The sequence below is a fragment of the Mesorhizobium comanense genome, from assembly GCF_005503535.1.
In the GTDB taxonomy this organism is placed as follows: Bacteria; Pseudomonadota; Alphaproteobacteria; order Rhizobiales; family Rhizobiaceae; genus Mesorhizobium; species Mesorhizobium comanense.
This window is the reverse complement of sequence record NZ_SCNN01000009.1, coordinates 159,206-185,299: the sequence shown is the minus strand read 5'-3', so window position 1 is coordinate 185,299 and position 26,094 is coordinate 159,206. Positions and strand designations below refer to the sequence as shown.

At 63.5% G+C, this 26,094-nt stretch carries 23 protein-coding genes and 1 tRNA gene; 10 read left to right on the top strand and 14 right to left on the bottom strand.

Annotated elements, in window-relative coordinates:
• Positions 1-25: 25 nt before the first annotated feature.
• The 4 genes from FFS37_RS17555 to FFS37_RS17540 all read left to right on the top strand — a co-directional run bounded on the left by FFS37_RS17555 (position 26) and on the right by FFS37_RS17540 (position 5,457).
• Positions 26-1,618 carry a peptide ABC transporter substrate-binding protein gene (locus FFS37_RS17555; RefSeq protein ID WP_137932281.1) on the top strand — a complete coding sequence of 531 codons (1,593 nt, stop codon included), beginning with the start codon at positions 26-28 and terminating at the stop codon, positions 1,616-1,618.
• Positions 1,619-1,781: 163 nt separating this feature from the next.
• Positions 1,782-2,705 (top strand): ABC transporter permease subunit, encoded by a 924-nt coding sequence (locus FFS37_RS17550; RefSeq protein ID WP_137932213.1) that lies wholly within the window; start codon positions 1,782-1,784, stop codon positions 2,703-2,705.
• 9 nt (positions 2,706-2,714) lie between these two features.
• Positions 2,715-3,836, top strand: a complete 1,122-nt coding sequence (locus FFS37_RS17545) for an ABC transporter permease (protein WP_137932212.1) — start codon at positions 2,715-2,717, stop codon at positions 3,834-3,836.
• Position 3,837: 1 nt separating this feature from the next.
• Positions 3,838-5,457, top strand: coding sequence for an ABC transporter ATP-binding protein (locus tag FFS37_RS17540; RefSeq protein ID WP_137932211.1), 1,620 nt, complete (start codon positions 3,838-3,840; stop codon positions 5,455-5,457).
• A 66-nt stretch (positions 5,458-5,523) separates the two neighbouring features.
• On the opposite strand, the gene FFS37_RS17535 is transcribed toward FFS37_RS17540, so the two are convergent.
• The 3 genes from FFS37_RS17535 to FFS37_RS17525 all read right to left on the bottom strand — a co-directional run bounded on the left by FFS37_RS17535 (position 5,524) and on the right by FFS37_RS17525 (position 7,632).
• Positions 5,524-6,849 (bottom strand): hypothetical protein, encoded by a 1,326-nt coding sequence (locus FFS37_RS17535; RefSeq protein ID WP_137932210.1) that lies wholly within the window; start codon positions 6,847-6,849, stop codon positions 5,524-5,526.
• A gap of 157 nt (positions 6,850-7,006) precedes the next feature.
• Positions 7,007-7,351 (bottom strand): hypothetical protein, encoded by a 345-nt coding sequence (locus FFS37_RS17530; RefSeq protein ID WP_137932209.1) that lies wholly within the window; start codon positions 7,349-7,351, stop codon positions 7,007-7,009.
• Between the two features lie 204 nt (positions 7,352-7,555).
• A tRNA-Pro gene (locus FFS37_RS17525) sits at positions 7,556-7,632 on the bottom strand.
• Between the two features lie 198 nt (positions 7,633-7,830).
• On the opposite strand from FFS37_RS17525, the gene FFS37_RS17520 reads away from it, so the two are divergent.
• Both FFS37_RS17520 and FFS37_RS17515 read left to right on the top strand, forming a co-directional pair.
• Complete coding sequence (locus FFS37_RS17520; RefSeq protein WP_137932208.1) at positions 7,831-9,351, top strand: phosphomannomutase/phosphoglucomutase; 1,521 nt, start codon at positions 7,831-7,833, stop codon at positions 9,349-9,351.
• Between the two features lie 10 nt (positions 9,352-9,361).
• Complete coding sequence (locus tag FFS37_RS17515; protein ID WP_137932207.1) at positions 9,362-11,596, top strand: mannose-1-phosphate guanylyltransferase/mannose-6-phosphate isomerase; 2,235 nt, start codon at positions 9,362-9,364, stop codon at positions 11,594-11,596.
• Positions 11,597-11,602: 6 nt separating this feature from the next.
• On the opposite strand, the gene betB is transcribed toward FFS37_RS17515, so the two are convergent.
• From betB to betI, 5 genes are all read right to left on the bottom strand, one after another.
• On the bottom strand, positions 11,603-13,066 hold the full coding sequence (gene betB / locus FFS37_RS17510) for a betaine-aldehyde dehydrogenase (RefSeq protein ID WP_137932206.1): 1,464 nt from the start codon (positions 13,064-13,066) through the stop codon (positions 11,603-11,605).
• Between the two features lie 78 nt (positions 13,067-13,144).
• Positions 13,145-14,797 (bottom strand): choline dehydrogenase, encoded by a 1,653-nt coding sequence (betA, locus tag FFS37_RS17505; protein ID WP_137932205.1) that lies wholly within the window; start codon positions 14,795-14,797, stop codon positions 13,145-13,147.
• Positions 14,790-15,794, bottom strand: coding sequence for a threonine/serine dehydratase (locus FFS37_RS17500; protein WP_171026311.1), 1,005 nt, complete (start codon positions 15,792-15,794; stop codon positions 14,790-14,792). The genes betA and FFS37_RS17500 overlap by 8 nt, the downstream gene beginning before the upstream one ends.
• Complete coding sequence (gene betC / locus FFS37_RS17495) at positions 15,791-17,320, bottom strand: choline-sulfatase (protein WP_137932203.1); 1,530 nt, start codon at positions 17,318-17,320, stop codon at positions 15,791-15,793. Before betC ends, FFS37_RS17500 begins: the two co-directional genes overlap by 4 nt.
• A complete protein-coding gene (betI, locus tag FFS37_RS17490) occupies positions 17,317-17,907 on the bottom strand; it encodes a choline-binding transcriptional repressor BetI (protein ID WP_137932202.1) in 591 nt (196 codons plus the stop codon). Before betI ends, betC begins: the two co-directional genes overlap by 4 nt.
• Before the next feature lie 199 nt (positions 17,908-18,106).
• Here betI and FFS37_RS17485 point away from each other — a divergent pair, with 199 nt between their 5' ends.
• Together FFS37_RS17485 and FFS37_RS17480 are read left to right on the top strand one after the other, a co-directional pair.
• Entirely contained in the window at positions 18,107-19,273 is a 1,167-nt protein-coding gene (locus FFS37_RS17485; RefSeq protein WP_137932201.1) for an acetyl-CoA acetyltransferase, read from the top strand.
• A gap of 27 nt (positions 19,274-19,300) precedes the next feature.
• Positions 19,301-20,305 (top strand): asparaginase, encoded by a 1,005-nt coding sequence (locus FFS37_RS17480; RefSeq protein ID WP_137932200.1) that lies wholly within the window; start codon positions 19,301-19,303, stop codon positions 20,303-20,305.
• 4 nt (positions 20,306-20,309) lie between these two features.
• Here the strand turns inward: FFS37_RS17480 and FFS37_RS17475 are convergent, their stop codons facing one another.
• The 3 genes from FFS37_RS17475 to FFS37_RS17465 are packed head-to-tail and all read right to left on the bottom strand — an operon-like array spanning position 20,310 to position 22,422.
• Positions 20,310-20,933 carry an HD domain-containing protein gene (locus tag FFS37_RS17475; protein WP_137932199.1) on the bottom strand — a complete coding sequence of 208 codons (624 nt, stop codon included), beginning with the start codon at positions 20,931-20,933 and terminating at the stop codon, positions 20,310-20,312.
• Between the two features lie 26 nt (positions 20,934-20,959).
• The gene (locus FFS37_RS17470) at positions 20,960-21,337 is read right to left on the bottom strand and encodes a Rieske (2Fe-2S) protein (RefSeq protein WP_137932198.1); all 378 of its coding nucleotides are present in this window, start codon (positions 21,335-21,337) and stop codon (positions 20,960-20,962) included.
• Complete coding sequence (locus FFS37_RS17465) at positions 21,337-22,422, bottom strand: amidohydrolase family protein (RefSeq protein WP_137932197.1); 1,086 nt, start codon at positions 22,420-22,422, stop codon at positions 21,337-21,339. Before FFS37_RS17465 ends, FFS37_RS17470 begins: the two co-directional genes overlap by 1 nt.
• Positions 22,423-22,593: 171 nt before the next feature.
• Between FFS37_RS17465 and FFS37_RS17460 the strand changes: the two genes are divergently transcribed.
• A complete protein-coding gene (locus tag FFS37_RS17460) occupies positions 22,594-23,439 on the top strand; it encodes a LysR family transcriptional regulator (protein ID WP_137932196.1) in 846 nt (281 codons plus the stop codon).
• A gap of 89 nt (positions 23,440-23,528) precedes the next feature.
• On the opposite strand, the gene FFS37_RS17455 is transcribed toward FFS37_RS17460, so the two are convergent.
• Positions 23,529-24,905, bottom strand: a complete 1,377-nt coding sequence (locus FFS37_RS17455; RefSeq protein WP_137932195.1) for a TIGR03808 family TAT-translocated repetitive protein — start codon at positions 24,903-24,905, stop codon at positions 23,529-23,531.
• A gap of 98 nt (positions 24,906-25,003) precedes the next feature.
• Between FFS37_RS17455 and greA the strand changes: the two genes are divergently transcribed.
• Positions 25,004-25,477, top strand: coding sequence for a transcription elongation factor GreA (gene greA, locus FFS37_RS17450; RefSeq protein ID WP_137932194.1), 474 nt, complete (start codon positions 25,004-25,006; stop codon positions 25,475-25,477).
• Here greA and FFS37_RS17445 read toward each other — a convergent pair.
• A complete protein-coding gene (locus tag FFS37_RS17445) occupies positions 25,474-25,863 on the bottom strand; it encodes a type II toxin-antitoxin system death-on-curing family toxin (RefSeq protein ID WP_137932193.1) in 390 nt (129 codons plus the stop codon). The two genes, greA and FFS37_RS17445, sit on opposite strands and share 4 nt — an antisense overlap.
• Positions 25,860-26,081 carry an AbrB/MazE/SpoVT family DNA-binding domain-containing protein gene (locus FFS37_RS17440; RefSeq protein WP_137932192.1) on the bottom strand — a complete coding sequence of 74 codons (222 nt, stop codon included), beginning with the start codon at positions 26,079-26,081 and terminating at the stop codon, positions 25,860-25,862. Before FFS37_RS17440 ends, FFS37_RS17445 begins: the two co-directional genes overlap by 4 nt.
• Positions 26,082-26,094 lie beyond the last annotated feature (13 nt).

Here is a 26,094-nt window from a genome sequence, read left to right as displayed (position 1 = left end):
CGGCAGCGCCGACAGGGAGAACTTCATGCTGAAAAACATGCTGAAGGCGACGGTGTTCGCCACGACCATGAGCTTGGCCGCCGGCGCGTTCCTGGCGCCAGCCTTTGCCGAGAGCGTCTACAACAGGGGCACGGCCGCGGAATCGGAATCGGTGGACCCGCACAAGACCTCGACGGTCTATGAAGCCAATGTGTTGCGCGACCTGTTCCAGGGCTTGGTCATGCAGGACGAGAAAGCGAATCTCATCCCGGGCGCCGCCGAAAGCTGGACGGTATCGGATGACGGCACGGTCTATACCTTCAAGCTGCGCAAGGATGGCATGTGGTCGGACGGCAGCCCGGTAACGGCGGACGATTTCGTGTACGCTTTCCATCGGCTCGAAGACCCGGCCACCGGCGCCGAATATGCCTCGATGCTGTACCCGGTGAAGGGCGCGGAGGACGTCAACACCAAGAAGGGCAAGCCCGAGGACATGGGCGTCAAGGCGATTGACGCGAACACCCTCGAAGTGACGCTGAAGGCGCCGACGCCTTACTTCCTCGAGATGCTGACCCATCAGGCGACCTACCCGGTCAGCAAGGCCTCCATCGAGAAGCTTGGCGCCGACTGGATCAAGCCGGGCAAGCTGGTTTCGAACGGCGCCTATACGCTGGCCGAATGGGTTCCCAACGATCACATGAAACTGGTCAAGAACCCGAAATTCTGGGACGCCGCGACCGTCAAGTTCGACGTCGTCAACTATATCCCGACCGAGGACCGTTCATCGGCTATGAAGCGCTTCGAGGCTGGTGAACTCGACAGCTACGACGACCTCCCGACCGAACAGCTCGCCGACCTTAAGACCAAGTTCGGCGACCAGATCCATGTTGGCCCATATCTCGGCACCTACTACTACGCGATCAAGACCGACAAGGCGCCATGGGACAATGCCGAGCTCCGCAACGCCATCTCGATGGCGATCGACCGCGACTTCATTGCCGAGAAAGTCTGGCAGAATTCGATGCTGCCCGGCTATTCGATGGTGCCTCCCGGCATCGAGGGCTACACGCCGGCGATGGCCAAGTTCGCCGATATGCCGCAGATCGATCGCGAGGACGCGGCCAAGAAGGTTCTGGAGAAACTGGGCTATACGCCCGAGCATCCGCTGAAGATGGAAATCCGCTACAACACCTCGGAAAACCACAAGAACATGGCCGTGGCGATCCAGGAACAGTTGAAGCCGCTCGGCGTCGAGGTGACCCTGCTCAACACCGACACCAAGACCCATTACGGTTTCCTTGAGCAGAAGGGTAATTATGACGTGGCCCGCGCCGCCTGGATCGCCGACTACAAGGACCCGGAAACCTTCCTCGGCATCTCGCGCAAGGCCAGCGGCAACAATTATTCGAACTACAACAGCCCGGCATATGAGGCCGCGATGGACAAGGCGGCCGCCGCCGGCGGCAAGCCCGAAGAGCGTATGAAGGACCTCGCCGAGGCCGAACGCATCCTGGTTGACGATGTCGGCCAGATTCCGCTCCTCTACTATAGCTACCACGACATCGTGTCCTCGAAGCTGCACGGCTTCGTCGACAATGTGATGGACGTTCACCCGTCCCGCTTCGTCAGCAAGGACTGATCCCTGGCCAAGCCGTCGTGCCTTTCGAGGCGCGGCGGCATTGGTTGCCGTCGCATCGGCCCGGGAAGCGGAATCGATTTTCGGATAACCCGGTGCGAAGATTTGCAGGCTGGAGCAAGATCGTCCTGTCGGACGCGGATGCTTCGGATCAAGCGGGGCACCGATGCTGCGATATGTATTCCGGCGGCTTTTGACCGCCATCCCGACGCTGTTCGTCATCGTGACGATGGCGTTCTTCCTGATGCGTGTCGCACCAGGCGGTCCGTTCAACCAGGAGCGCGGCCTGAGTCCGGAAATCAAGGCCAACCTTGAGGCCCAGTTTGGCCTCAACGACCCGCTCTGGCTGCAATATGTGCACTATCTCGGCAATCTCCTGCGCGGCAATTTCGGGCCGAGCTACAATATGCCGGACTTCACCGTCACCGAACTGTTCGCCAAGGGCCTGCCGATATCGGTCCAGCTCGGTGCCTCGGCGCTGATCCTGGCGTTGCTGCTCGGCAGCGTGCTCGGCACCATAGCCGCGCTCAACCAGAACAAACTCGGCGATTACACGGTGATCGCGCTGGCGACGGCCGGCAGCACCATCCCGACCTTCGTCATTGCCCCGGTGATCCAGCTTCTCTTCGGGCTGACCTGGAAGCTGCTGCCGATCGGCGGCTGGGGCGACGGCGCCTTCATCAACAAAGTCGGCCCGGTGCTGACGCTTGCCCTGCCGCAGATCGCCATCGTCGCCCGCCTGATGCGCGGGTCGATGATCGAATCGCTGCGGTCCCATCATATCCGCACCGCGCGCGCGCTCGGCCTCTCCGACTGGTCGGTGGTGGTCAAGCATGCCCTGCGCGGCGCCGTCCTTCCGATTGTCTCGTTTACCGGTCCCGCGGCGGCGGCGCTGCTGACCGGTTCGGTCATCGTCGAGACCATCTTCTCCATCCCCGGCGTCGGCCGCTATTTCGTCGATGCCGCTCTCAACCGCGACTATACGCTGGTGATGGGAACGGTGGTTGTGATCGCAATCTTCACCATCGTCTTCAACCTGATCGTCGACGTCATGTACGCGGTCGTCGACCCCAGAGTTCGCTATGATTGAGGGTGCGCTATGACTGATATCGCAGCCACGGCTCCCGTCATTGTCGGCCGCTCGCTCTGGGGCGATGCGTGGGCGCGCCTCAAGGCCAACCGCGCCGCCATGATCAGCCTTTATTACCTGGTTTTCATCGCCATCATCAGCGTGTTCGGGCCCTGGTTCGTGCCGCATCAGTACACAACCATCTATGGCGACTATGTGCGCACGCCGCCCAGCCTCACGGCCTATCCCAAGGCCGACATGATCGAGACGGCTCTCAATGACGCCGTCAAGCGCATGCGAGTCGAGATCAAGGAATGGAAGCAGGATGGCGAGCGCGTCACTGTAACCGTCACCTCGACCAAGCCGATCGACGATCGCAACATCCGCTATCTCGACCGTTCCGATGCCTTCGACAACACCAAGATCGAGAGCAAATCGCCCGACGGGCTCGAAGTGACGATGAGCACATCGGTCAAGCAGCAGTATTTTCTGTTCGGCACCGACAATACCGGCCGCGATCTTCTTTCGCGCACGCTGATGGCCGGACGCATATCGTTGGCGATCGGCCTGCTCGCCGGTGTGGTGGCGGTGGCGATCGGCGTGATCTACGGCGCCGCCGCCGGTTTTGCCGGCGGCAAGGTCGACGAGGTGATGATGCGCATCGTCGACGTGCTCTATTCCCTGCCGTTCATTTTCTTCGTCATCATGCTGGTGGTGTTCTTCGGTCGCAACTTCGTGCTGATGTTCCTGGCGGTCGGCGCCGTGCTGTGGCTCGACATGGCCCGCATCGTGCGCGGCCAGGCGCTGTCGATCCGCCGCCAGGAATATGTTCAGGCGGCCGAAGCCATGGGCGTCGGCCAGCGCGGCATCCTGCTGCGTCATGTCATCCCCAACCTGCTCGGCCCGGTGGTGATCTACATGACGCTGCTGGTGCCGCAGGTCATCATCCTGGAAAGCTTCCTGTCGTTCCTCGGCCTCGGCGTGCAGGAACCGATGACCAGCTGGGGCGTGCTAATCTCGGTCGGCGCCAAGAACATCGGCACCGCCAACTGGCTGCTCCTGTTTCCCGCCTTCTTCCTCGTCTCGACGCTGTTTGCCCTGAATTTCGTCGGCGACGGCCTGCGGGACGCGCTCGACCCGAAGGATCGTTGAAATGGCTCCTCCCGAAACGATCCTCGACGTCAAGGACCTGCGTGTCCGCTTCCGCACGCTCGACGGCTCCGTCGAGGCGGTGAAGGGCATCAACATTCATGTCAATGCGGGTGAAACCGTCGCCGTGGTCGGTGAGTCAGGTTCCGGCAAGAGCCAGACGATGATGGCGGCGATGAGTTTGCTGGCCAGCAACGGCGAGGCGTCGGGCCATGTCGACTATCGTGGCCGCAACCTCCTGACCCTCAGCAAATCGGAGCTGAACAAGGTCCGGGGCCGCAAGATCAGCATGATCTTCCAGGAGCCGATGACCTCGCTCGACCCGCTCTATTCGATCGGCAACCAGTTGATCGAGCCGATCCGCAGGCACCGGGGCCTGAACGCCGCCGAGGCACGCGAGGAAGCGCTCAAGCTGCTGCGGCTGGTCCATATTCCCGATCCGGAACGGCGGATGAAATCCTACCCGCATGAAATGTCGGGCGGCCAGCGCCAGCGCGTCATGATCGCCATGGCGCTCGCCAACGATCCCGACATCCTGATCGCCGACGAGCCGACGACGGCGCTCGATGTGACCATCCAGGCGCAGATCCTGATGCTGCTCGCCGAATTGCAGCGCAAACTCGGCATGGCGATCGTCTTCATCACCCATGACCTCGGCATCGTCCGCCGCTTCGCCGACCGGGTCTATGTGATGCGCCAGGGCGAGGTCGTCGAGGAGGGCGAGGCCGAGGCGATCTTCGCCAACCCGCAGCATGCCTACACCAGGATGCTGCTGGCGGCCGAACCGACGGGAACCAAGGCGCCGCCTCCCGCGAACGCGCCCGTCGTGCTCGAGGGCAGGGATGTGGAAGTCACATTCAAGATCGGCGGCGGTTTTCTGGCCGGCGAACCGCTGATGCTGCGGGCCGTCGATCACATTTCGATCAGGCTGCAGCGCAACCAGACAATCGGCATTGTCGGCGAATCCGGCTCCGGCAAGTCGACGCTCGGTCGCGCTCTGCTGCGGCTGCTGCCAAGCGACGGGCTCATCCGTTTCGGCGACCGCGATATTTCCACCGCCGACCGGCAGGCGATGCGGCCGCTGCGGCGCCAGATGCAGCTGGTGTTCCAGGATCCGTTCGGCTCGCTGTCGCCGCGCATGACGGTCGGCCAGGTGATCACCGAGGGGCTTCTGGTTCACGAACCTAACCTCTCCGGCAAGCAGCGCGACCAGCGCGCGGTCGAAGCCCTGCGCGAAGTCGGTCTCGACCCGAACGCGCGCAACCGTTATCCGCATGAATTCTCGGGCGGCCAGAGGCAGCGCATCGCCATCGCCCGCGCCATGATCCTGAAACCCAAAATGGTGGTGCTGGACGAGCCGACCTCGGCGCTGGACCGTTCCGTGCAAAAACAGATCGTCGAACTGCTGCGCAAGCTGCAGGCCGACCACGAACTGTCCTATCTCTTCATCAGCCACGACCTTGCCGTCGTGCGCGCAATGGCGGATTACATCATCGTCATGAAGCAGGGCAAGATCGTGGAGGAGGGGCCGACGGAGGCGATCTTCAGCAATCCCCAGGCGCCTTACACCCAGACGCTGATGAACGCGGCGATCGATGTGACGCGCTTTCGGTTGAGTGCCTGAGGCTGCCCGGTCGAGCAAATCGCAAATCGCGCGTGAGCGGAGCGGCTGTTTCGCCGCATGCCGTCGCTAAGGCTCGGAAAGGCTCTTCTGCAGGGCGTCGAACGCGGCCCTGTATTCTTTCTTGACGGCATCGGGCCCGCCAAGGGCGGCCGTCCTCTGCTCCAGACGGGACCAAAGCCCGGTCTTCTCCAACTCCGTCGCGGAATAGTAGCGGCTGTAGTTCTGCCAGATTTGCCCGGTCTTCGCGGTGCCTTTGGCGATATCGTCGACATAGTCCTTCAACAAGCCGATCGGTGGATCGGCAAGGGCCAGCTCAAAGGGTTGCCTTCCGACATTGTCGGCCATACCGCCGCTCCGGAACCATTGATCGAAGCGGTCGCGGCCGATCAGAATCTGGCTGGCGGTCCGCGATGGTCTGAGCCGGACGAGCAGATTGTAGGGATCGTCGGCGTGGCTGAGATAAAGGTCTTCGCTGAGGAAATGCGGCGTCGCGTGCGCCTTCTTCCGCGAACCGGGGTCCTGGTAGACGACCTCCCTCGCCACGGGAACATTGACGACGCGCAGCATCGCAGCGAGAAAGGCCGCCGTTCCCCAGCAGCCTGCCGTGATGTGGTGCGGCGGGTCGTTGCGGCCGGCGGCGACCGTGCCTGAAATGATGCGCGACATTGGCGGTTCTCCATAGTACTGCCATTGCCGTTCCAGATTTGCATTCGACGTGTCGCCGGTGAAGTGCACGAGCCGCGCCGTGCACCACTGCAGCAGTCGTTCAATCGTTGCCCGACGGGTCGGGCCAATGAGCGCCTGGGTGCGCAGAAAATGATACGCGACATCCGGAGGGGCCGCAATACCTGCCCAATTCACCCGGTAAAGTCCGCTGCGGCGGTCGAAAACGAACATTTCCGCCGGTGAAAAAAGCGCGGCGAAGCTTGCATCATTGTCCTGCCCGATCGACCAAGGCACGCGCTGGCCGATTTCGACGACAAGACTTTGCGCCACCAGCGCCAGGAACAGATGCCGCGCGTCTTCCGTGCTGAGCAGGGTCTCGTTCACCGAGGGATCGCTCTGATTGGGGGGCGGATCGGTGAGGGGGAGCGGCTGCCCCGCCCAAAGCAGATCATGAAACTGCTTGAGTTCGTGTTTCCAGGCGGTGGGCCATTGTGCATAGACGAGCTGATTGGCCGCGGCGGGGGCAAACCAGCTGATGGCGCTTGCAATCCGGGGGCGCCGGCTCAGTTCGCGTGTGAGATCCGGCGGCGAGCCGGCCGCCGCACAGGCAAATTTCGTCGATGCACAAATGGCGCCCAACCCAAAGGCGGTGAGGAAAGTTCGGCGCGTCGGCGCTGGGCTGCAAAGACCGCATCTCGAATGCATCTGGACCTCGAACGACGGCAATGGAAATGCGCCGCATGGATGCCGGCGAAGGATGCCATTCTAGCGCCCTCTGACCGCTGCCGCCTCTCCCAAATGGGAGACGGGAGCGGCGTCAACTCTCCCCGAGGATATAGGAACCATCGGAGATGCCGCGACCGACGGGCCGGGGCGTAATCGCTCAGCCTGCCGATTTCGGGCATTTGCGCGCCCTTGCAGCTAGAAGAGCGTCCTGCTGCTGCTTCAACCGGTCTATCCTGGCCGTCTCGCGGTTGGCGACGGCCGTCTTGACCTTCGATCCGCCGAGCAGCCAGCGCGGCACGCTGGTGTTGGCGACCTTGCCTCGGCTGATCGCGGTCTGCGAGATTTCGCCGGCATTTTCGCCCAGCGCGCTGTTGAGGTCGGTGCAGCTCATCGCGTCGTATTTCGCCGAATCGGTCGTGCCACCGATCGACGAACAGCCGGAGATGACGAGCACCGCAATCACAAGAGCCGGTATCGAAGCCGTTGTTGAGATCAAATTCATGTCCGCACCAGGCTCACGTTTTGACAATCCCCATCATGTCCATCGAACTATCTGGTGCCGATGGCCATTTCGTCAAAATTTACGGCCGGTGTCGAGCAGGAACGTCATAGGCCCACGCTTTAATCGCGGCTAGAAAGCGCCGCCAATCTGTGGGGAAATCTGTGGGGTATCGGGAGCAACAGAAAACTAAGTATCTGTTTTTTCTGGTCGGAGTGGCAGGATTTGAACCTGCGACCCCCTCGTCCCGAACGAGGTGCGCTACCAGACTGCGCTACACTCCGTGACCAGACCGCGGGCTTATAGCCGCCGCTTTTCGATCCTGCAAGCGCCAATGGCAGCACTTCTGTCGCATTTCCCTGCTTTCCCGAAACTTCACCGGATGGCATGCGGCCGAACCACCGGATAAAGATGGACTTAAAGGCTTATCTCATAGCCAAGACACTGATAAATCGGCATTTCGGCCCCTGGAGTTTCAACCATTGCCCCTGCGCATCACTGGCGACGCCCGGCCAAACAGTTTCGAATTCGAAACCTCGGCGCTGATCAAGCCGTCGGGGTTTCGTGAATATGACGCGCGCTGGTGGTTCGGGCATCCGGGCTCTGCGTTGCCGCCGGAACTCAACCTGATCGGCGTTCAGGCGCTCGGCATGGGACTCGGCACGCTGATCCGCCGCCTTGGCGCCGGACCGGATATCGTCACCGGGCACGACTTCCGGTCCTACTCGCTGTCGATAAAGCTTGCGCTGGTTTCGGGCCTGATGGCGGCCGGCGCGCGGGTGAAGGACATTGGCCTTGCCTTGTCGCCCATGGCCTATTTTGCCCAGTTTGCCCTGGACACGCCCTCGGTCGCCATGGTCACCGCCTCGCACAACGAGAATGGCTGGACCGGCGTCAAGATGGGGGCGGCGCGGCCGCTCACCTTCGGACCTGAGGAGATGAGCGCGCTGAAGGCGATCGTGCTCGCGGGCGACTTCGACCTCACAGGTGGCGGCTCCTACGATTTCGTCGAGGATTTTCGCGCCACGTATCTCGACGATCTGACCGGCGGCAAGCGCGTAACGCGAAAACTCAAGGTAGTCGCCGCCTGCGGCAATGGCACCGCGGGTGCCTTTGCCCCGGAAGCGTTGCAGCGCATAGGCTGCGAGGTGATTCCGCTCGACGTCGAACTCGATCACACCTTTCCGCGCTACAATCCCAACCCCGAAGACATGCAGATGCTGCATGCCATCAGGGACAAGGTGTTGGAGACAGGCGCCGATATCGGCCTCGGCTTCGACGGCGATGGCGACCGTTGCGGCGTCGTCGACAACGAAGGCGACGAGATCTTTGCCGACAAGGTCGGGGTGATGCTGGCCCGCGATATCTCCGGCCAGCATCCCGGTTCCCGCTTCGTCGTCGACGTCAAGTCGACCGGGCTTTTCAACACCGACCACGTGCTCCGGACCAACGGCGCCGTTACCGACTACTGGAAGACCGGCCACTCCTACATCAAGCGCCGCGTTGCCGAACTCGGCGCCGTCGCGGGTTTCGAAAAGTCGGGCCACTTCTTCTTCAACCCGCCCATCGGGCGCGGCTATGACGACGGGCTGATCACCGCGATTGCCATCTGCCAGATGCTCGATCGCAATCCCGGGAGGTCGATGGCCGATCTCTACCGCGCGCTGCCGCTCACCTATGGCACCCCGACCATGTCGCCGCACTGCGCCGATGATGTGAAGTACGGCGTGGTCGAGCGCGTCGTTGCCGATTTTCAAGCCATGCAGCGGGAGAACGCTGATTTCGCCGGTCAGAAAATAGCCTCACTTGTCACCGTAAACGGCGTCCGTGTCGTCGCCGAGGACGGCACATGGGGACTCGTGCGGGCCTCCTCCAACAAGCCGGAACTGGTCGTGGTGGTGGAGTCTCCGGTCTCATCGGAGCGGCGCCGGCAGATGTTCGAGGCGGTCGATACCGTGCTGCGCCGCAGCCCGGAGGTCGGTGCCTACAACCAGACTTTTTGACAGGGTATCCATGAGCCAGCGCATTGTCAGTTTTGTCATGAGCGGCGGCGTCGGCTCGCGGCTCTGGCCGCTGTCGCGCGAGGACAATCCCAAGCAGTTCCATGACCTGTCGGGCGACGGCTCGATGCTCGCCAAGACCTTGCGCCGGTTGACGGCGAGACCGGCCGGCGAGACACCGGTCTTCCTGATCGCCTCGGAGCGCCATGCCGAGCGCGTCCATGCCGATCTTGCCGGCCTCGATCTCGCCGGCGGCGGCCCGCTTTTCGAACCGACCGGGCGCAACACCGCCGCCGCCGTGGCGCTGGCAACGCTGCGAACCTTGTCGGAATTCGGCGACAGCCTCGTGCTGGTCGTGCCGTCGGACCATGAAATATCGACAGCGGCGCAATTCTGGCAGAGCGTCGATGCGGGGGCCGACGCGGCGCGGGCCGGCCGGCTCGTGGTGTTCGGCATAAAGCCGACACAGCCCGAAACCGGCTATGGCTACATCGAGGTATCCGGTGAGGATGCCGGCATTCGCGATGTTTCGCGCTTCGTCGAAAAGCCGGATCTGGCGACGGCGCAGAGCTATCTCAAGGCCGGAAACTTCTATTGGAATACCGGCATATTCCTGTTTCGGGCCGTCGCCATGCGGGACGCCTTCGCGGCTTTCCAGCCCGATATCTGGCGGACCACGGAAGCGGCCTATGAGGCAGCAACGTCGGATCTGTCGGGCCTCTACATGCCGCTGGACCTCTACGGCGCCATCCCGTCGAACTCGATCGACTACGCCATCATGGAGCGGGCAAAAGACATAGCGATGGTGCCGGCCGGCTTTCGCTGGAACGACCTTGGCTCATGGCAGTCGCTGCTCGATGTCGGCCCAGCTGACAAGAACGGCAATGTCGTGGTTGGCGACGTCGTCGCCATCGATTGCGAGAACTCCTACATCCGCAGCGATGGCCGCCTTTTGTCGGCGATCGGCATGAAGGACGTGGCCATCGTTTCGACCTCGGATGCTACGTTCGTGGCCCCCGTCAGCCATAGCCAGCATGTCAAGAAGATCGTCGAGCAGCTGGAGAAATCGGGGCGGCTGGAAACCCGGTTCACGCCCGCGCATGACCGCGTCATCGAAAGCGGCGCCTGGCGGCGGCGCGTGCATCACTGGCTGTTTCAGGAAACCTTGCCGCTTTGGTCGACATCGGGTGTCGACGAGCTCTATGGCGGCTTCCACGAGGCGCTTGGTTTCGACATCAAGCCGCTCATGAAGCCCAAGCGCATGCGCACCCAGGCCAGGCAGGTCTATGCCTTCGCCGTGGCCAAGGAGCGCGGCTGGACCGGCCCGGCCGAGCGGCTGATCGCCCATGGCGTCGACTTCATGGCGGGCAAGGGGCGTACCGAACGCGGCGGTTGGGTGCGCACGCTGAATGTGGACGGCTCCGTCGCCGATGCCACCGAGGATGCCTACGATCATTCCTGCGTGCTGCTGGCGCTGGCGCATGCGCACATGTCGGGCCATCCCGACGCGCTGCGGCTCGGCGAGGAAACGTTCGCTTTTCTCGATGCCCATCTCGAGGACAGCCGCATGACCGGCTTCCTCGAAACCTCGGATGGGGCGGGCGAGCGGCGCTCCAATCCGCACATGCATCTGCTGGAGGCATTCCTGGCCTGGCATCAGGCCACCGGCGAGCGCGCGCATCTGCGTCGGGCCGCGCGCATCATCGACCTTTTCCGCAGCCATTTTTTCGATCCGGAAAGCTGGACACTCGGCGAGTATTTCGACGCGGACTGGAAGCCGTCTGTCGGAGAGAAGGGAGGCTGGACCGAGCCCGGCCATCACTTCGAATGGGCCTCGCTGCTCATCGATTTCGCCGCCCGCAGCGGCCAGACCGAGCTCAATGCCTTCGCCCGCAAGCTCTATGCCTCGGCCGTCGCCAATGGCCTTAACCGCGCAACCGGCCTTTCCTATGGTGCGGTATCGCGCCAGGGGCTGCCGCTCGACACGGTGTCGCGCAGCTGGCCGCAGGCCGAAGCGATCAAGGCGGCCATCGCGCTTGACGGCTCGGGCGGTCCCGACCTCAAGCCCGAGATCGAGGCGCGTGTCGGTCGGCTGTTCCGCTGGCACATCGATCCGGCGCCGCTCGGGCTGTGGATCGACCGCATCGATGAGCGTGGCCGCTCACTGGCGACCGATGTGCCGGCCAGCATCTTCTATCATCTGGTGTGTGCCCTGACGCAGTATCTGGACGGCACGGGGGAAAAATAGGCCGGATCAGTATGGGCTGGCCACATCCCCGGTCTCGACATAGACCGACTTCAGCTGCGAGTAGAGCGCCAGCGCGGCCAGTGAATTCTCGCGTCCTATGCCGGATTGCTTGACGCCGCCGAAGGGGATTTCCACCGGCGTCAGATTGTAGGCGTTGATCCAGCAGGTGCCGGCCTGCAATTCGGCGATGACGCGATGCGCACGTGGCAGATCGCGAGTGAAGACGCCCGCGGCAAGGCCGAACTCGGTATCGTTGGCGCGGTCGATCACTTCGTCCTCGCCGTCGAATTTCAGCACGCTCATCACCGGGCCGAAAATCTCCTCGCGCGCGATCCGCATCGTGTCGGTGACGCGCGTGAACACCGTCGGCTCGACGAAGAAGCCGCCCTGGAAACCCTGCAGGGAAGGCACGTTGCCGCCACAGGCGAGGACGGCTCCGTCCTGCTTGCCCACTTCGATGTATCCGACGACCTTCTCGTGCTGGGCTTTCGACACAAGCGGACCCATCTGGGTCTCGGGATCGAGCGGATCACCGATGCGGATCTTCTTCGTCCGCTCGACCAGCCGCTCGACGAAGCGGTCGTGGATGCCGCTCTGGACGAAAACGCGCGTGCCGTTGGAGCAGATCTGGCCGGTGGAATAGAAATTGCCGAGCATGGCACCGCCGATGGCGTTCTCGATGTCGGCGTCATTGAAGACGATCAGCGGCGACTTGCCGCCGAGTTCCATCGTTGCATGCTTCATCTTCGAGCCTGCGAGCGACAGGACCTTGCGGCCGGTCGGCACCGAACCGGTCACCGAAACCTTTGCCACGACATCATGGCCGACAAGGCCGGCGCCGACATCGCCATAGCCTTGCACGACATTGAACAGGCCGTCCGGCAGGCCGGCCTCGCTGTAGATTTCGGCGAGTGCCAGCGACGAGAGCGGCGTGTTCTCCGACGGCTTGAACACCATGGCGTTGCCCATGGCCAGCGCGGGCGCCGACTTCCAGCCGGCGATCTGGATCGGATAGTTCCAGGCGCCGATGCCGACGCAGACGCCGAGCGCCTCGCGCCTCGTGTAGGCGAAGGGTCCGCCGAGGTCGACCGCTTCACCGTTGAAGACGGCGACCGCGCCGGCGAAATATTCCAGGCAGTCGGCCGCCGAGGGCGCGTCAGCCACCAGCGTCTCCTGGATTGCCTTGCCGGTGTCGAGCGTCTCGATGCGCGCGAGGTCGGCGTTGCGGGCGCGCAGAATATCGGCGGCGCGGCGCAGGATACGACCGCGCTCCACGGGCTTCAGCCGCGCCCAGGCCGGCTGCGCGGCGCGCGCCGCCTCGATCGCCAGTTCCAGCACGTTCGGCGTCGCCGAACGCAACATGGCGATGGTCTCGCCCGTGGCCGGATAGATCACCGGCAGCGGCGCGCCGCCTTCATCCTCGATGTAGCGTCCGTTGACATAGTGCGAGGCCGTGGGCTGGGCGCGCATGGTGGTCTCCAAATCGTCTGCGCCCAAGCGGGCGGCTCAATCTATAGGGATGGCTCGATCCGTTGCGCGGATCATGGCCTATCTGTCCGCCACCTGCCAGCGCGGATTGATCCACGGTTCCTGGTTGGACGGCGCCAGGGGCGTGCGGCCGAGGATGTGGTCGGACGCCTTCTCGCCGGTCATGATCGAGGGGGCGTTGAGGTTGCCGTTGGTGACGCGCGGAAAGATCGAGGAATCCGCGACCCGCAGCCCCTCGACGCCGATCACCCGGCATTCGGGATCGACAACGCTCGTCACATCGTCGGCGCGGCCCATCTTGCAGGTGCCGCAGGGATGGTAGGCGCTTTCGGCGTGATCCCTGATGAAGATGTCCAGCTCGTCGTTGGTCTGCACATGGCTGCCGGGCGAGATCTCCTGGCCGCGATAGGCATCGAAAGCCTTCTGGCCGAAAATCTCCCGGGTCAGCCGGATGCAGTGGCGGAACTCCGTCCAGTCGTCGGGATGGGACATGTAGTTGAACCGGATCACCGGCTTTGCTCTTGGGTCCGGTGAGCGCAGCGTCACCGAGCCGCGCGACTTCGAGCGCATCGGCCCGACATGCGCCTGGAAGCCGTGCGACTTCGCTGCCGCCTTGCCGTCATAGCGCACAGCCGCCGGGATGAAGTGGTACTGGATGTCGGGGTAGTCGACGCCGGCCTGCGAGCGCACGAAGGCGGCCGCTTCGAAGTGGTTGGTGGCGCCGAGGCCCGATTTGAAGAACAGCCATTGCGCCCCGATCAGCGCCTTGGAGAACGGATTGAGGATCGAGTTGAGCGTGATCGGCTTGGTCGATTCCTGCTGGATGTAGAGCTCCATATGGTCCTGCAGGTTGCGGCCGACGCCGGGCCGGTCGGCGACCACGGCGATGCCATTTTCGCGCAAATGCCCGGCCGGGCCGATGCCCGACAGCATCAGGATCTTGGGCGAATTGATCGAGGAGGCGGCGACGATCACCTCACGTCGCGCCTTAACAACCTGAATCTGTTTGTGAGCCTCGATCTCGACGCCGATGGCGCGTTGATTCTCGATGATCACCCGGCGCGCAAAACCCTTGAGCAGGCTAACATTCTTGCGCTTGAGCGCCGGCTTCAGATAGGCTGATGCCGCCGACCAGCGGCGGCCGCCCAGGATGGTCTGCTCCATGGGGCCGAAGCCTTCCTGCTTGGCGCCATTATAGTCGTCGGTCAGTTCGAATCCCGCCTGGCGACCTGCCTCGACGAACGCGCCGTAGAGCGGATTGCGCCGGGAGCCGCGCTGGACATGCAGCGGTCCGCCCTTGCCGCGCCAGCCGTCCTCGCCGCCATCGGAATCCTCCATGCGCTTGAAATAGGGGAGCACGTCGGCAAAGCCCCAGCCGGCCGCGCCCTGTTCGGCCCAATGGTCGAAGTCGCGGGCGTGGCCGCGCACATAGACCATGCCGTTGATCGATGAAGAGCCCCCGATGACCTTGCCGCGCGGCGTCGCCAGCACGCGGCCGCCCAGATGCGGTTCCGGCTCGCTGGCAAAGCCCCAGTCGTAAAGGCTCATGTTGAGCGGGATCGACAAGGCCGATGGCATCTGGATCAGCGGCCCCATATCGGTGCCGCCGAATTCGATGACGATGACCGAATGCTTGCCGTCCTCGGACAGGCGATAGGCCATGGCCGAGCCGGCGGAGCCGGAGCCGATGATGACAAAATCCGCTTCAAGCATTGTTCATATGCGCCATAAAATCGGCGAGCGAGACATTGCCGCCGGTTGCCACAACAAGGACAGTCTTGCCCTTCACATCCACCTTGCCGCCGAGCAGCGCGGCGAGCGACGCAGCGCCCGACGGCTCAAGCACCAGCTTCATGCGCTCGAAGGCGATCCTCATGGCCCGCCGCACCGACTGGTCGTCGACGGTGATGCCGCGCACCCCGGCGGTCTTGACCGCGGCGAACGGCGCGTCACCCGGCCGCCTCGACATCAGCCCGTCGCAGATCGACTTCGGCCCGATCGGCATGGTCTCGATGCTGCCATGCGCCAGCGAGGCGCCCATGCCGTCGAAGCCTTCCGGCTCGACACCGATGATTTCCGTTGCCGGCGAGAGGTAGTGGAAGGCAAGCGAGACGCCGCCAATCAGGCCGCCGCCGCCGACCGAGCAGAACAACAGGTCGGCGCTGGCATCCTTGGCGCCGAGCTGGTCGAGCGCTTCGAGGCCGGCGCCGGCCTGGCCGGCGACGATCTCCGGGTCGTCGAAAGGATGCAGCAGCGCCAGTCCTTCGGTCTCGGCGATCTCGCGCGCCCTGGCGGCGGCGACTTCCTCCCGCGCCCGCTCGCCATGGTCGGTCAGCACGACGCGTGCGCCGTAGCCGGCGGTCGCGTCGCGCTTGGCGGCTGGCGCGTCGATCGGCATGACGATGGTCACCGGAATGCCGAGTGCCTGGCCGGCGGCGGCCAGCCCCTGGGCGAAATTGCCGGAAGAATAGGCGACGACGCCCTTGCCTGCCTCTTCAGCCGAAAGCCGCTTCAGGCGCCAATAGGCGCCGCGTATCTTGAAGGATCCCGCCCATTGCAGGGACTCCGGCTTGATGAAGACGCGGGCCGCGCCGGTTTCGCGGGCGAGAGCCGCCGATTCCAGCAACGGCGTGATCTGCGTCGCCCGTGAGGTAACGGCATAGGCCTGCTTGAGGTGGTCGAGGGAAGGGACGAGAAGGTTTGCCATCATTCGCCTCTCGGGAACCGTTTCTGCTCTTCGAGCACGTTCAAATCCATGTGGTTGCGCATGTACCGTTCCGACGCCTTCTGCAGCGGCTGGAATTCCCAGGGGTAGTGCGTGCCGTTGCGCAGCGCCGGATAGACCACCCAACGCCGCGCCTGGCTTGCCCGCACGGCGGCATCGAAAGCCGCCATGTCCCAGCGCGCACGGACTTTTTCGACGAAACTCGCCACCAGACCGGCATGCGCCGGATCGCCGGCGAGGTTGCTCAACTCGCGTGGGTCGGATTCGATATCATAGAGCTGTGGCGGATCGATCTCGCAATGGACGAACTTGTAGCGTCCCTCGCGGATCGCCACCAACGGCGCATTGGAGCCCTCGGCGGCATATTCCATCAACACCGGCGCGCTGCGTGGCTTGCCGTTCAGCAGCGGCAGCAGCGATTGACCGTCGGTCCATGGCGCGATCGCGCTCATGTCGATGCCTGCGAAATCGCACAGCGTCGGCGTCACGTCGAGATTGGAGACGGGCGTCGCAATCATGCCGGCGGGCACGCCCTTGCCGGCGATCATCAGCGGCACCCGTGCCGAGCCTTCGAAGAAGCACATCTTGAACCACAAGCCACGCTCGCCGAGCATGTCGCCGTGGTCCGAGCAGAACAGGATGACCGTGTCGTCGAGCATGCGGGTGCGTTCCAGCACCGACAGCAATTCCCCGACCTTGTCGTCGAGGTAGGAGATGTTGGCGAAATAGCCGCGCCGGGAGCGCCGGACCTGCTCCGGCGTGATGTCGAAACTGTCGTAGTCGGAGGCCTTGTAGAGCCGCTTCGAATGCGGATCCTGGCTGTCATAGGGTATGAAGCCGACCTCGGGCTCCAGCGCCGGGCAATCCTCGTAGAGGTCCCAGTATTTCCGCCGGGCAACATAGGGGTCGTGCGGATGGGTGAAGGACACCGTCAGGCACCAGGGGCGGTGCGCGGTATCGTCGGAGACGCGGGCGAAGTCATAGAGCTTCTGCACCGCGTGGAAGGCGACTTCGTCGTCATACTCCATCTGGTTTGAGATCTCGGCGACGCCCGCGCCGGTCACCGAGCCCAGATTGTGATACCACCAGTCGATGCGCTCGCCGGGTTTGCGATAGTCGGGCGTCCAGCCGAAATCGGCAGGATAGATGTCCGTGGTCAGCCGCTCCTCGAAGCCGTGCAACTGATCCGGCCCGACGAAGTGCATCTTGCCCGACAGCACGGTGTGGTAGCCGTCGGCGCGCAGGTGATGCGCGAAGGTCGGGATCGAGGAGGCGAATTCCGCGGCGTTGTCATAGACCTCGGTGCGCGACGGCAACTGGCCGCTCATGAAGGCGGCGCGGCCCGGCGCGCACAGCGGCGAGGCGGTGTAATTGTTCGCAAAGCGCGCCGATCGTGCGGCAAGCGCTTTCAGATGCGGCGCGTGCAGGAACGCGGCCGGTCCGTCCGGAAACAGGGTTCCGTTCAGCTGATCGACCATGACGATCAGGAAATTGGGTCGCTTCGCCGTCACTGTTTTTGCCGCCCGCCGAGTTTGGTTTCGAGATAGTCCTCGACCAGCGCGATCGCGGTCGCGGCGTCGGGAACACCGTCTTTAAGCGCGCGCCTGATGTAGAGACCGTCGATCATCGCCGCGGTCGCTTCGGCGGCGCGGTCGGCCTCGGCCCGGGGCAAGATGCCAGTCAAGCCGCTCATCAGGTTGGAGTGCAACCGGCGCGCATAGACCCTGAGCAGCCGGCGCAGCGCGGACGACTTCTGAGCCTCGACGTAGAAGGCAAGCCAAGCGGCGATGGTTTCGGGCTGGAACTGGATGTCGGAGAAGTTGACCGCGACCACCGCCGAGACGCGCTCGCGCGCGGAGGCGGCGGACTGGAGCGCGCGGCGCATGTCGATGGTCAGTTCGGCCAGGATGTGCCGCATCGTCGCGAACAGCAATTCATCCTTGGCGCCGAAATAGTGATGGGCCAGCGCCGAGGACACGCCGGCGCGGCCGGCGATCTCGGACATGGTCACGTCAAGCGACCCGCGTTCGCCGATCGCCGAGATCGTCGCGTCGATGAGCGCCTTGCGGCGCAATGGCTCCATTCCGACTTTTGGCATGTCGTTCCCGATTTTGCGGCGAGATTATTTTTTATTGACGCGTCAATCAATGAAAAATCGATGCTCGTCGTGACTGTACCAAGCGATTGTCTGGTTCCGGCCCTTCACGGCCGGGGCAAGACTGTTTATATTTGAACAATTAAAGGCGACGCGCGCCGCTCGCAGACAGGCTAGGCTGGCGCCAAGGATGGAGACCGCCATGACCGCATGCATCGTTGGCTGGGCGCATTCGCGCTTTGGCAAGCTCGAGGGCGAGACGCTCGAAAACCTGATCGTCAAGGTGGCGACCGATGCGCTCGATCACGCCGGCATCGGCCCCGATGATGTCGACGAGATCGTGCTCGGCCATTTCAACGCCGGCTTTTCGGCGCAGGATTTCACCGCGAGCCTGGTGTTGCAGGCCGATGACCGGCTGCGCTTCAAGCCCGCGACGCGTGTCGAGAATGCCTGCGCCACCGGATCAGCGGCGGTCCGGCAGGGCATCCGCGCCATCGATGCGAATGCCGCCAGGATCGTGCTTGTGGTCGGCGCCGAGCAGATGACGACGACGCCCGGTCCGGAGATCGGCAAGAACCTGCTGAAAGCCTCCTATCTGCCCGAGGATGGCGAGACGCCGGCGGGTTTTGCCGGCGTCTTCGGCAAGATCGCGCAGGCTTATTTCCAGCGTTATGGCGACCAGTCGGATGCGCTCGCCATGATAGCCGCCAAGAACCACAAGAACGGCGTCGACAATCCCTACGCGCAGATGCGCAAGGATTTCGGCTATGAATTCTGCCGCCAGGAGAGCGAGAAGAACCCCTTCGTCGCCGGTCCGCTGAAGCGCACCGATTGCTCGCTGGTCTCCGATGGCGCAGCGGCGCTTGTCCTCACCGATACCGCCACCGCGCTCAGGATGCGCCGTGCCGTGACCTTCCGCGCCAACGAGCATGTCCAGGATTTCCTGCCGATGTCGAAGCGCGACATCCTCGCCTTCGAAGGCTGTGAGCAGGCCTGGACCCGCGCTTTGAAGAATGCCGGCGTGACGCTCGACGATCTCTCCTTCGTCGAGACGCATGACTGCTTCACCATCGCCGAACTGATCGAATATGAGGCGATGGGTCTGGCAAAGCCGGGCGAGGGCGCAAAGCTGGCGCTGGATGGCACGACGGCGAAGAATGGTCGGCTGCCGGTCAATCCGTCCGGTGGCTTGAAGGCAAAGGGGCACCCGATCGGAGCCACGGGTGTTTCGATGCATGTGTTGACGGCCATGCAGCTCGTCGGCGAGGCCGGCGGCATCCAGGTTCCGGGCGCGAAGCTGGGCGGCATCTTCAACATGGGCGGTGCGGCGGTCGCCAACTACGTTTCCATTCTCGACCGGATCAGGTAGAAGCGGCCCGCATTTGCGGGAGGCGACATGGCAAATCCGGTTCTGATGGAAGTCCTGCGCGGCGCGATCGTGGAGAGCGCGCATCGCGGTGCGGTCGCGGTCTTCGATGCCGACGGCAAGGCGGTGCTGGAGATAGGCGATACGTCGCGGCCGGTGTTTCCGCGTTCGGCGGTCAAGGCCATCCAGGCCTTGCCGCTCGTCGAAACGGGTGCCGCTGACGCCTATGGCTTCGGCAATCGCGAACTGGCACTCGCCTGTGCGTCCCATTCAGGCGAGCCGGCGCATGTCGAGCTGGCGCGATCGATGCTCGCCAGGGCCGGCCTGGATGGACCGGCGCTCGAATGCGGGACGCATTGGCCCTCGAACCATGATGCAGAGATTGCGCTCGCCCGCTCGGGCGGCTCGCCCTGCGCGTTGCACAACAACTGCTCCGGCAAGCATTCCGGTTTCCTCTGCACCTGCGTCCACTCCGGCATTGCGCACCACGGCTACGTCAAGGCGGGGCACGCCTTGCAGGAGATGGTGCGCGACGCCATGCAATCGGTGACCGGCGCTGTCCATGGCCCGGACGAGCGCGCGACCGACGGCTGCTCGATCCCGACCTATGCGGTGCCGCTCAGGAGTTTCGCGCTCGGTTTCGCCCGCATGGCCACGGCAAATGGCTTTGGCCCCGGGCGGGCGAAGGCCGCGAAGCGGCTGCTTTCCGCCTGCATGGCCGAACCTTTCTTTGTCGCCGGCACCGGCCGCGCTGACGTCGCACTGATGGAGGCAGCGCCTGGCCGGATCTTTGCGAAAGGCGGCGCCGAAGGCGTGCACTGCAGCGCGATATCTGAACTCGGCTTGGGTATAGCGATCAAATGCGATGATGGCGCCGGCCGCGCCGGCGATGCCATGGCTGCCGCCATCCTTGCCCGACTGTTGCGTGACGACGAGGCTGTGGCTGCGAAGCTGCTCGAACTGGCGAATGCGCCGATCGAAAGCCGGGTCGGCGCTAAGGTCGGGGCGCTGAGGCCCACCGCCGCCCTCGGCTGATAGCCTAGATCACCGAGCGTGCCGCAGCGAGCGCGGCGTTCGACATGGCTTCCCGTTGGCTGGCTCTGACTACAGCTGGATCATAGCTCCTGCGGGCGAAGACTTCCCGCACCATCGGCGCGAAGAATTCCAGCGGCCGGGTCGGATAGTCCGGATCGAAGCTCGACTGGTCCCATTTGTCACAGAACTCGGCGCAGTCGTCGAAATACGCGCTATCGCGGAAGGCATCGCGCTTGTGCGGGTTCGCGCCAACGTGCTCGCCATAATACAGCAGTTGGAAATCGCCATGTTTCTCGACGACCCAGGCGCATTGCTCGCGCACGAACGGCCGGATGATCGCGGCCGCATATTCGTCGTGATTGTAGGGCGCGTAGATGTCGCCGATATCGTGCAGCAGCGCCGAGACCACCCAGTCGATATCGGCGCCAGCATTCCAGGCGCGCGTGGCGGCCTGCAGCGAATGGCCAAGCCGCGTCACCTTGTAGCCTGACAGCGATTTGTCGAGTTCGACCATGGCCGCCAGCAAGCGGTCTGCCGTGCCTGCGGCATACTCGGTCTCATGCTCGGTCAGGAAGGCATAGTCGTCGCGGTCGCCATCCTTCATCTGGGTGAACTTCACGGTATCCATTGGCAAACTCCAGGTGCAGGTCGCGGCTAGCGGCCCATTTCGAGATAGATGTCGTCGCCGTCGACATGCACGGGGAAGGTGCGCGCCTTCAGCCTGTCGTCGACCAGGCACTTGCCGGACCGTATGTCGAACTCCCATCCGTGCCAGGCGCAGCGAATGAGTTCGCCGGCGCGCTCGTAGACGAATTCCGCTTTGTCCGTTTGGCGGGTGGTGCCTGATATCGGCCCTTCGCAAAGCTGTCCCGCCCGATGCGGGCAGATGTTCAGCAGGGCGGCATAGCCATCCTCAAGCTGGAATATGCCGACGCTGAGGCGGCCATAGGGAACGATCCTCGGCTTGCCCACCGCGACGTCCGCGGTCTTGCAGGCGAAGGTGAGCTTGGGAGCGGTGGCAGTGGCGCTCATCAGGCGACCCTCGCCGTGGCGGCCGGAGCCTCGATGCGCTTATAGACTTCCAGCGCATTCAGCCCCATCACCTTCTCGCGCCATGCCGGTGGGATGTGCAGATTGGTCGGCGCGTCGAAGTCCCAGTGCGGATAATCGGAGGCGAAAAGCAGCGTGTTCTGCCCGTCCATGTGTTCGAGCGTCTCCCAGAGATGCTTCACATTTTGCGGCTGCTCGAGCGGCTGGGTGCTGAAGCGGATGTTGCGCCGGCAATATTCGGACGGCAGCATCTTCAGCCACGGCGTCTCCTTGCGCAGGGCCTTGAAGTTGGCGTCGAGGCGCCACATCAGCGAGGGCACCCACGACACGCCGCACTCGATGACGACGAAATAGAGGTCGGGGTACTTCTCGAACACGCCGTTGGAGATCATGCTGACGACGTGGGTCATCGCCGGCTGGCTGAGCAGGGCGTGCGTTTCCCAATAGTAGGTGGTCGGCCCGCTGGCGACGGCATTGTGGTTGACGCCGCCCTGGCCGCCGAAATGGATGGCGAAGGGCAGCCCGACTTCGGCGCAGGCTTCGAAGATCGGATGGTAGAACGGGTCGCCGTAGGGACGCTGCGAACCATGGCTGGCCAGGACCTGGACGATATCCTTGTGGCCGCCGAGGCGCTGGATCTCGGCCGCCGCGCCATGCGGATCGGTCGGCGAAATGATGATCGATCCCTTGAAGCGCCTGTCCTTCGGCAACCACCAGTCGATCATGTAGTCGTTATAGGCCTTCACCAGCGCGTTCGCGTAATGGTGGTTGGCCAGCGTCGAGGCTTCCAGCGGCTCGTCGGCGGTGAGGATCGCCACATCGATGTCATAGAGATCGAGGTGCTTCTCCTTCATGATCGTATAGTTGTCCTGCTCCGTTTGCGGGCGGATGTCGTGACGCGAGAACCCCTCCGGATGCAGCCAGGGACGGTGGCCGTGCGGAAAACTTCCTGTCGGTCCGGGCTTTTCGCCACGCACCAGGAAATCCCGCCAGTAGGGTTCGAGATAGGGAAGCAGGACTTCCGCGCTGGACCAGTAGTTGTGGACGTCGGTGTCGACGATGAACATGGATGTGTTGCCTGCCATGGGGTGGGGGACGATGAAGCAACCGTGCGCTTCGGCGGCAGGTCCGGCAACGCAGCCACGAGCTGGATGTTAATCGAGGAATCCGATTACCCGTTGCCGGGCTGGCCTGAAAAGCGCTAGCCCTGCGGGAGTTTCTTGCGCTGGATGGCCGGGATGCAGATCGAACTGCTGGATACGTTCCTTGACCTGATCGAAACCCGCAACTTCAACAGGACAGCGGAGCGCCTTGGCATCACCCAGTCGACCGTTTCGAGCCGCATCCGCACGCTCGAGGCGCTGCTGGAAAAGCAACTCTTCATCCGCAACAAGAGCGGCACCGAGCCGACCGTCGCCGGCCTGCGGTTCGAGGAACATGCGCGCGCGGTCAAACTGCGATGGCTCGACGCCCGCCGCGAAATCCAGTCGGTCGGCAAGTTCGACCGCCTGATCCGCATCGGCATCCAGTTCGAACTTTACGAACGCGTCCTGGAAGGGTGGCTGGAATGGGTGCGCGCGACGATGCCCAAGCTCGCGATCTATGTCGAGATCGACTACTCCAACCAGATGATCCTCGATCTGACCACCGGCAGCCTCGATCTGGCGGTGCTCTATTCGCCGCAGCATCTTCCGGACATGCACTACGAGCAGATCGCCGAGGAGAATTTCGTCATGGTTTCGACGCGTGGCGTTGCCTTCGGCGAGGTCGTGCCGGCGAACTACATCCGCGCCAATTATTCGGCCTTCTTCAATCGCGCCCACAAGCAGATGCTGCCGGAACTGGAAAACAGCCCCGTATCGACGGGGAATGGCGGCGCGGTTGCCTATCTGCTGCGAAGCCGGGGCGGCACCGCCTTCGTCACCGAAACGGTGGCGATGAAACTGCGGCAGGAGGGCGTGGCTCAGCTCGTGGCCGATGCGCCGAAGATCTCACATCCCATCTATTCGGCCGTGCATGTCAGGCACCATCATTCCCACACCCATGTTCGCCTGCTCAAAGCGCTCAAATTGATGACCGCGTAGGATCAGAGGTCGGCCGCGACGTCTTCATTGCTGTGCGCGGCAGGCCAGGACGAAGCCACGCTGATCGCCAAAAGCGTTCAGGAATTGCTTTAGCTGACGCGGTTGCGCTCAACGGTCAGGTGGGCAAAGCCGCTGTTGCTCAACTGGGTGAGGTCTGCCGTCACCGGCTCGGCCCAACGCTGGCCGATGACGGCGCCGTTCAAGGCTCCGTCGATGACGTTGTCGGAGATGACGGCTGTGCCGGCACCCTCGACCACGCTGACGACGATGCCGGTGCCCGCCTTGCGGATGATGTTGCCGGTGGCCACGACATTGCGCAGGTATGGCCCCCAGCCGATCGACATGCCGTAGAGCGGCGCGTTCTCGATGACGTTGTTGGAGGCGATGGTGTCGGCCTCGACCGCGATGCCGACGCCGAACCCCGGTGGATCGGCGGTGTAGGGGCCGCTGGTCGACAGATTGCGCACGATGTTGCCGGAGCAGACGCCCATGCGGCCGCCTTCGTTGAAATTGACGATCGAGATGCCGTTGGCCGCGCCGTCGACGATGTTGTTGCTGATGACGGCGCCTTCGAACGAGAATTCCGAATAGACCGCCGTTTCGCCCGACCGCGAACAGGTGTTGCCCGATATCTGCAAGTTGCTGGAACTGTTGGCGCGGATCGCCGAGAAGGCGCAATCCGACACCACGTTGCCGGAGATGACGACATTGCCGGCGCGAAAGGCGTTGATGCCATTGCCGTTCTGGCCGGTGCCGCCGCTGCGCGCGCTGATGCGCTGGACGCGGTTGCCCGTGACCATGGTTCCGTCTTCCGCCGCCTGCCAGCGGTGCACGAGGATACCGCCATTGGCGCAGTCGGAGACCGTGTTGCCTGATATCGACAGCCCGGCCGCCTCGACCGAATAGATGCCGGCATCCGCCGCGCCCGATATGTCCGAGCGTTCGATACGGCCCGCCGCACGTTCGAGCGAAAGTCCGTTCTTGCCGCTGCCGGTGATCTGGCAATTGTCCACCACCAGATGTCCGACCCGGCGCAGGTCCAGCAGCCCTTGCGCATAGTCGCCGATCGAGCGGTTCGATCCGTCGAAGACCAGGCCGCTGAGCTCGATGTGGTCGGCCTGTTCGGCCATGAAAAGATGGCCGTCGCCGCCGTAGACGATACGGGTCGCGCCCGGCACGCCGGAAAGACGAACGCGGCCGGGCAGCGAGAGATTGGACACCACATAGGTGCCCGCCGGCAAAAACACCGCCATGTCGCGGCTGTTCGCATCCCTCAGAAGTTTGGCGAAGGCCTTGCTCTGGTCGTCTGATGTGCCGGGCTGCACGCCGAGTTCGGTCGCATTGATCGAGCCGCGCATCGAGGCTTTCTCGATGCCGGTGAGTCCGGCGGCGGCGGCCTTGCCGAGCGCGAGGCCCATGACGGCAAAGCCGGTGGTCCCGGTCAGCAGCGTTCGTCTGTTCAACATCGGCACAGGTCCTGGTGTCCGGCTCTGGCGTCGCAGGAATCGTGCCAGCCATCGGCCTATGGCTTGCCGAGCAGCCCACTGGTGCCTAAGTTCACAACATGAGCAGAGCTTTTACGCGTGAAGAAGACAGCGAAAACGCCATCGCCGGGGTCGGGGAGCGGCCGATCAGTCCGCACCGCAATCTGGTGACGGAGCGCGGCCTGGCGCAGATCGAGGACAATCTGGCCGATCTGCGCGACATACTGGCCAAAGCCGAGAGGAAGGCCGACCGCGAGCGCATCGCGGTCGTGTCGCGGGACTTGCGTTACTGGACAGCCCGGCGCGAAAACGCCGAGCTTTCCGTGCCGGAGCCCGGCAGCGACGTCGTGCGCTTCGGCATGGGCGTCACGCTGGAAGGCGACGACGGCAAGAAGGTGCACTGGAAGATCGTCGGCGAGGACGAAGCCGACCCGTCGAAGGGCAGCATTTCGCATGTTTCGCCGATGGCGGTCGCGTTGTTCGGCAAGAAGGTTGGCGATGTGGCCGCGGTCAACGGCAAGGAATGGGAAATCGTCAAGCTCTCGGAGAGTTAGCCTTCGAGCTTGACGATATGGTCACGGAAGAACGCGGCGGCACCCGCTTCGTCGATTTCGCCGGCAGCGACAGCCATGACGAACTCATAGAGCATGCCGTTGTCGGCTGTCAGGATATGGCCGTTTACGATCAGAAATGCACCGGCGGCCACGATGGCGGTCCGCTTGTTGCCGTCGACAAAGGCATGGTTCCTGGCAATGCCAAAGACATAGGCAGCTGCAAGATCCGCCACCGTAGGATCTTCATAGTTGGCCTTGTTCTCGGCACGAGCGAGCGCAGATTCGAGAGCGTTTTCATCTCTCAAGCCTTGCGCTCCGCCATGTCTGCGTAACTGCTCCGCATGCATCGCTTCAACCGCGCGCCGGGTCAGGAACTCCCAGCTCATTCGGCGAGCTTCTGAAGCGCGACCTTGTACTTGTCCATGACCATGCGGGCAGCTTCCATCTGCCGCTCGAAACTGTCGTCTATCGGCTCGAGAGCAATGCCCTTGTCCGTCTCGACGATCTGAAGTTGATCGCCTGCCTTCATGTTCAGGCGATCAAGAAGCTCTTTCGGCAGGATCACGCCTTCGGAATTGCCGATCTTGCGAATTATGGTGTTCATGACGGAATACCTT